This window comes from Microcoleus sp. S36b_A4 (genome assembly GCF_036700645.1).
Classification (GTDB): domain Bacteria; phylum Cyanobacteriota; class Cyanobacteriia; order Cyanobacteriales; family Microcoleaceae; genus Microcoleus.
Genome location: NZ_JAUBPI010000171.1, coordinates 1 through 5,572 on the forward strand (window position 1 = coordinate 1; position 5,572 = coordinate 5,572).

Consider the following 5,572-nt stretch of genomic DNA (forward strand, 5'->3'; position numbering starts at 1 on the left):
ATCGCTGGTATTTATAATTATGAACTTTTTTTGAAGACAAACTAGCGCTCGTCTGAGACTTTCGCAAGAGGTCTACTCATCTAATTTTATAACAGTTTTCAATCGGATCAAATACAGTTCAAATACAGTAGGAAAACGGCACAGCATTGTCCTGACGGAGAGCGGCGACTTTTAATAATTGCTATGAGATTGATGATTGTAGCCAGAGTTTTTTTTATTTAGCTTAATTCGGCGTTCCTTTGCTTTGCCGAAATATGAGATTGTGTGCTATCGATTCATCTGTCTATTGTTGGCAGTGCTTCGCGATCGCCATGACAAGAAATTGTAGGGTAGATAATTTCGACTCAAAAAACCTCCAATCTTGCAAGATTGGAGGTGCGCTAAGCGAATACTTTGGTTTGAGATAACTATTTGACGATCGCGCTTTGGACTTGTTCGATCGCAATTTCAGAACTCAACTCAGCACCTGGCGAAACTGGCAAATCCAGCTCGCCGCCTGGAGCTTCTGGGTGTTCGCGAACGACTGCAACCGCATCTGCTGACTCAGCTACAGCACCCGCCGCCGTCAAATCGAGCAAGGCAGGAACTTCCATGTGTCCAGAAACACCTGCATCTGCGATCGGAGCCGACTCTTCAAAAACTTCAAAATTATCGGTCATCGCAGCGCAAGCAGCAGAGGCGCGCTTGCCGGCACGGTAGCTCATGTAGGCCGCTCCGCCACCCAAAACTCCAGCCAAACCTAGGAAACCGAGAGCTGCTGTTTTGTAGGATTTCCACGGATTCATGCGCTCCGAGCCGCCAGAACCTAGGATCGTTGTCGCAGAACCAGATTTAGCTGCCCCTGATTTGCTGTAGGAACAGGGGAAAGCAGATGCGGCGTCACCTATGGCGATGCTGCTTGCGATCGCGACGACGGAAGCAATGCCAGCTAACACTTGAAACTTCTTCATGGTGCTGTGCAGATTGTAAAGGATAATTAAAAAATTAATGGTAACAGCTCTTTACAAATGTATCAACTCTGCGCGCCGCCCATATCGAGGATCGATCGCAAAAGTCAGCTATAGCCTCACACAATTCAAATTTAAAATTGCCAGATTACACATCTGAAATGCTTATTCTGTAAGCATTTGGACTAACAGCTCGGTAGAAGTTCAAGTTTTGTGAACCAATACTTCGATCGCGCCCAAATTACAAAATCTGAGGTGAGACAGTAGAAATTTTAATTACAGAGTGGCAAACAGTTGGTGACAAACTACTTTTAAGGCTACTTTTGTAAAGGCTTAGTTATTGGAATAACTCTTATTTTTATGACAGACAACGCGACTCAAGGCATTGAGCGAGCTCCTCGCCGATTGTTGGTGACGGGCGGGGCTGGATTTATCGGCTCGAATTTTGTGCATCACTGGTGCAGCAGCTATCCGGGCGATCGAGTAGTCGTACTCGACGCTTTAACCTACGCCGGAAACCGACAAACCCTGACAACTTTGGAAGGAGGCGAAAATTTTCGGTTTGTGCAGGGGGATATTTGCGATCGAACCTTAGTCGATACCTTGCTCCAAGAAGAAAACATCACCACAGTCGCGCACTTTGCCGCAGAATCCCACGTTGACAGGTCAATTATCGGGCCTGCCGCCTTTGTTCAAACCAACGTTGTCGGAACCTTCACACTTTTAGAAGCCTTCCGCAAGCATTTTGAAGCAATTGATGAGCCATCTCTCAAAGCACAAATGCGCTTCCTCCACGTTTCTACCGACGAAGTTTACGGCAGTCTCGGCCCCGATGACCCAGCCTTCACAGAAACAACTGCCTACTCGCCCAACAGTCCCTACTCAGCCTCCAAAGCTGGCAGCGACCACCTCGCCCGCGCCTATTTCCACACCTACGGCGTCCCGACAATTATCACCAACTGTTCCAACAATTACGGCCCCTATCACTTCCCAGAAAAGCTCATTCCATTAATGTGCATCAATATGTTATTGGGCAAACCGCTGCCAGTATACGGCGACGGTCAAAACGTGCGAGATTGGCTCTACGTTCTCGACCACTGCCGCGCTTTAGATGCCGTTATTCACCGTGGTCAGCCTGGGGAAACCTACAATGTTGGTGGCAACAACGAGGTCAAAAATCTCGATTTAGTCAGAATGCTGTGTCAGCTAATGGACGAATTAGCTTCTGATTTACCCGCCCGTCCTTGCGAACAATTGATCACATTTGTCAAAGACAGAGCCGGGCACGATCGGCGTTATGCTATCGATGCCACCAAAATTAAAACCGAGTTAGGTTGGACTCCCTCAGTAACAGTTGAAGAAGGTTTGCGACAGACTGTAGAATGGTACTTAGCCCATCGGGAGTGGTGGGAACCCCTGCTTTCGGAGGAATATCAAACTTACTACCGGAAAGTCTACTCTAACTAATCTACTCATGGACGCACGGGCTACCACGAACCAGAACCACTAAAAAACTGGTTTTTCAGCTCAAGAGTGCGTCCAGAAAGGTTTCTGTCTTGCCTTCAAGCTTTACATTTTAACTTTTGGCGCAGAAACCGGGTTTGACGGAGGAAAATCTTTCGTTAAGTGCGATCGATCCGAGTTAAAAAATCAGTTTTCTTTTGTCTTTGCTCCTAACTTCAGATTTAATTAGGTGAAGGTAGATATCACACATATTTGCTCTTGTCAATCTTTGTGAAGATTTAGTGAAAAATCATCCCAAACGCATAAATTTAAGTGTTTGTAGCTGATAATTTTAATAGAGTTACAAGCTTAAGCCTTTTAGAAGCTTTTAGGAAAAACAAAAAGCAGCAATGACCGAAATAAACTCGCTCAAGCACATCCAAGAACCTAAATACTGGCTGTTAGGCATCGCCTCCGGTTTGATTGCCATACACCTAACTCTGACTTCCAGAACAAACGACACTGACCTGTTCGGTACAATGTTACTTTTTTGGGGAGTCGTAGCATTTTTAATTTGGGAAAGGCACGAATCCTTAACTTTTGAAAGCGGAATTTTCGCCAGCGTCTTTGGGTCATCGTTAATTGCTTTAATTTTGCTAAAAAGCTCGTCGATATCTGGATACGACTTTTTCATCCGAGCAACGCCTTTTTTGTCAGGAATCAGTCTTGCATTGCTGGCTTCCGGCACAAAAGGACTGAAACAATATTGGCAGGAACTTCTAATTCTTGGCTATACAGCTATTCCTCCCGGATTAATCGGAGTCTTCGTTGATGTCGCCCTATTAACAGCAAAATTTTCAGCTTTCCTCCTGCACTATATAGGATTTGAAGTGGTGCGGAAAGGGGTTTTTCTCATCCTGGAAAAGGGCAGCGTGGAAGTGTATCACGGCTGTTCCGGCGTAAATGCGATGCTACAATTGTTAGGACTAGCTCTGGTTTTCTTACTGATGTTTCCTACCACTACGGGTCAGAAAATTGTATTGCCATTCGTAGCCATAATTACTGCATTTCTAGTTAATGCCGCGCGAGTTGGTCTCCTGGCAGTGCTGGTATCGCTATCTAAACCAGAAGCATTTAAATACTGGCACGAAGGAAATGGTTCGGTAATATTTTCGATGATTGCTGTATTTATTTTCGGGTTATTCTGCTGGTTCGCAATTTTGAAAGACCAACCCCCAAATCAGGAAGGACAGAATTGCTAATGGCTATTACCTCTTGGAAACCACTTAGGCTTTCCCTGTTGGCTGTTACTTTGGGAGGCGTTTTGTTGGTTGCCGGAAAATTGGTTTTCTATCCATCGGATGGCAAGAATGTGGCAACCCCGTTTGAGTTTCCCGAGTCGGTGCCTCTAGCCGATTGGAAACTAAACAAGAGCGCGCTTCTGGAAATTAAGGAAAATTCAGAATTCAAAGCTGCCAGGAAATATGAATATCAAAAAAATAGCATGGATCTAGAAATAGAGATGCGCTATGCGGTAAACACCATTGGGGATGTGGAAGGTATGATGAAAGGACATACTATTCTCAAGTCGTATCCTGTTAAACTAGCATTGGCAAACACTCAAGGCGCGGGGTTTCACGGAATTTTGCAACAGCAAAATCGACTGTACTTGAGTTCGTGTATCAATCCTAATGGCAGTGCTACAGTAACTTCCCAACAGTTTAGATATAATCGAAATACTCGCGATTGGCAGCCAAACCGTATTCTGTTTTGGTTGTTAGGTAGGGGAAATATTCAAGACCGGCGCTGTTTGTGGACTCAGATGTCTGTGCCTTTGGATAAAACAACTCCAGAAGATGCCAAAAAAATTCTAGAGAATGCTTGGGTTTCTTGGTATGAGTGGTGGCAACCGCGATTCCCCGATCCTTGACTCGATTCAGTAGATTTTAGCTTTTAGCTTTTAGCTTTTAGCTTTACTCCACAGGTGAATCTGGAAGCTTGAACAAGAGTCTAAAATTTTTGACTCTCCACGACTGTTGTCGGGAGCTTGTATCCGTTCTTGAGCGGGGTCAAGAGAGATTTTTCTTAACAACAACTCTGATTATTTTATGAATGACTTACAAGGCGAACAAGGTTTTTCTATCTACAGACTGCGTTGGATTGGCTACGGTCTATTAATTTTGTCTGTATTAGATACAATTGCAGTTCTTATACCAGCAAATTTTGGTAATCGCCTCTGGGAATTGCAGACGATTGGGGCTGTAGTGGAACGAGTGCCAGTTCCTCTACTGGCAATGGCGCTGATATTTTTTGGCGAAGGGTACGATCGCAGAGCCTTGGAAGACGTTTTTTTGAAGGTTTTGTCTTGGGTGTGTCTGCTGCTAGGTCTGCTTTTTCTGTTGATGCTGCCTTTGGGAATTTTTGGCACTATCTACGTCAACAACCAAAACAACCAGCAAATTACTACTCAAGCAAACCAACAATTAGCTCAGTTGCAGCAGGTGGAAGAACGGCTGAATAAGGGTAGTCCTGAAGATTTAAGGAATTTGGCCGGGGAACTTACCCGTTTGGGAGTACCAGCGGATACGCAAAACCCACAGCAATTGAAAGAGCAAATTCTTTCGAGAATTACCCCGGCTAAGGAAAGGTTACAGACGCAAAGTGCTGCGGTTCAGTCTAGTCAGCGCTTGGGGTTATTTAAAAATGCTATTAAGTGGCTACTGGGCGCGCTAATTTCTAGTGTTTTGTTTTTTACGCTGTGGCGCGGTACTGACTGGGCTCGGTAGTAGTTTTGAGTTTTGAGTTGCGATTTGTGAGCTAGTAAGGTGCGCTAGGTGCACCCGGAAAGTCTTGTTGAGGATTAAGGTGCGCCCTGTACACGCCGCCCGCGTCTTGGTGGTTAAGAAGACCCTCAAACCCTAGAAATTTCGTTGGGTGCAGCGCTGGCTCTTCTTCTTTTCAAAAGATATCGGTAATAAATCTTGTTTATTGCCGATAGCAAACACCGAGAATGATGCAAATCCGTCGTTAGCGCAGTCCTCGAAGAGGAGCGCACCAAGACGCGGTCTGGCATTGTGAAATCCACAATTTAAAATCTAAAATCCACAATCTAAAATCTAAAATCTAAAATCTAAAATCTAAAATCTAAAATCTAAAATCTAAAATCTAAAATCTAAAATCTA

Annotated in this window: 5 protein-coding genes; 4 read left to right on the forward strand and 1 reads right to left on the reverse strand. The window is 44.6% G+C overall.

Going from position 1 to position 5,572, the window contains the following annotated elements:
• Positions 1-407 precede the first annotated feature (407 nt).
• Positions 408-950: a hypothetical protein gene (locus QUA03_RS28120; RefSeq protein ID WP_333216914.1), complete on the reverse strand. Its 543-nt coding sequence runs from the start codon at positions 948-950 to the stop codon at positions 408-410.
• Positions 951-1,307: 357 nt separating this feature from the next.
• On the opposite strand from QUA03_RS28120, the gene rfbB reads away from it, so the two are divergent.
• The 4 genes from rfbB (at position 1,308) to hpsJ-A (ending at position 5,176) form a co-directional block, all read left to right on the forward strand.
• On the forward strand, positions 1,308-2,414 hold the full coding sequence (gene rfbB / locus QUA03_RS28125; protein ID WP_333216916.1) for a dTDP-glucose 4,6-dehydratase: 1,107 nt from the start codon (positions 1,308-1,310) through the stop codon (positions 2,412-2,414).
• A 386-nt stretch (positions 2,415-2,800) separates the two neighbouring features.
• Positions 2,801-3,652: a cyanoexosortase A gene (gene crtA, locus QUA03_RS28130; protein ID WP_333216918.1), complete on the forward strand. Its 852-nt coding sequence runs from the start codon at positions 2,801-2,803 to the stop codon at positions 3,650-3,652.
• Positions 3,652-4,320, forward strand: a complete 669-nt coding sequence (locus QUA03_RS28135; RefSeq protein ID WP_333216920.1) for a cyanoexosortase A system-associated protein — start codon at positions 3,652-3,654, stop codon at positions 4,318-4,320. The genes crtA and QUA03_RS28135 overlap by 1 nt, the downstream gene beginning before the upstream one ends.
• Positions 4,321-4,498: 178 nt before the next feature.
• The gene (gene hpsJ-A / locus QUA03_RS28140; RefSeq protein ID WP_333216922.1) at positions 4,499-5,176 is read left to right on the forward strand and encodes an HpsJ-like protein, cyanoexosortase A-associated; all 678 of its coding nucleotides are present in this window, start codon (positions 4,499-4,501) and stop codon (positions 5,174-5,176) included.
• Positions 5,177-5,572: the final 396 nt, after the last annotated feature.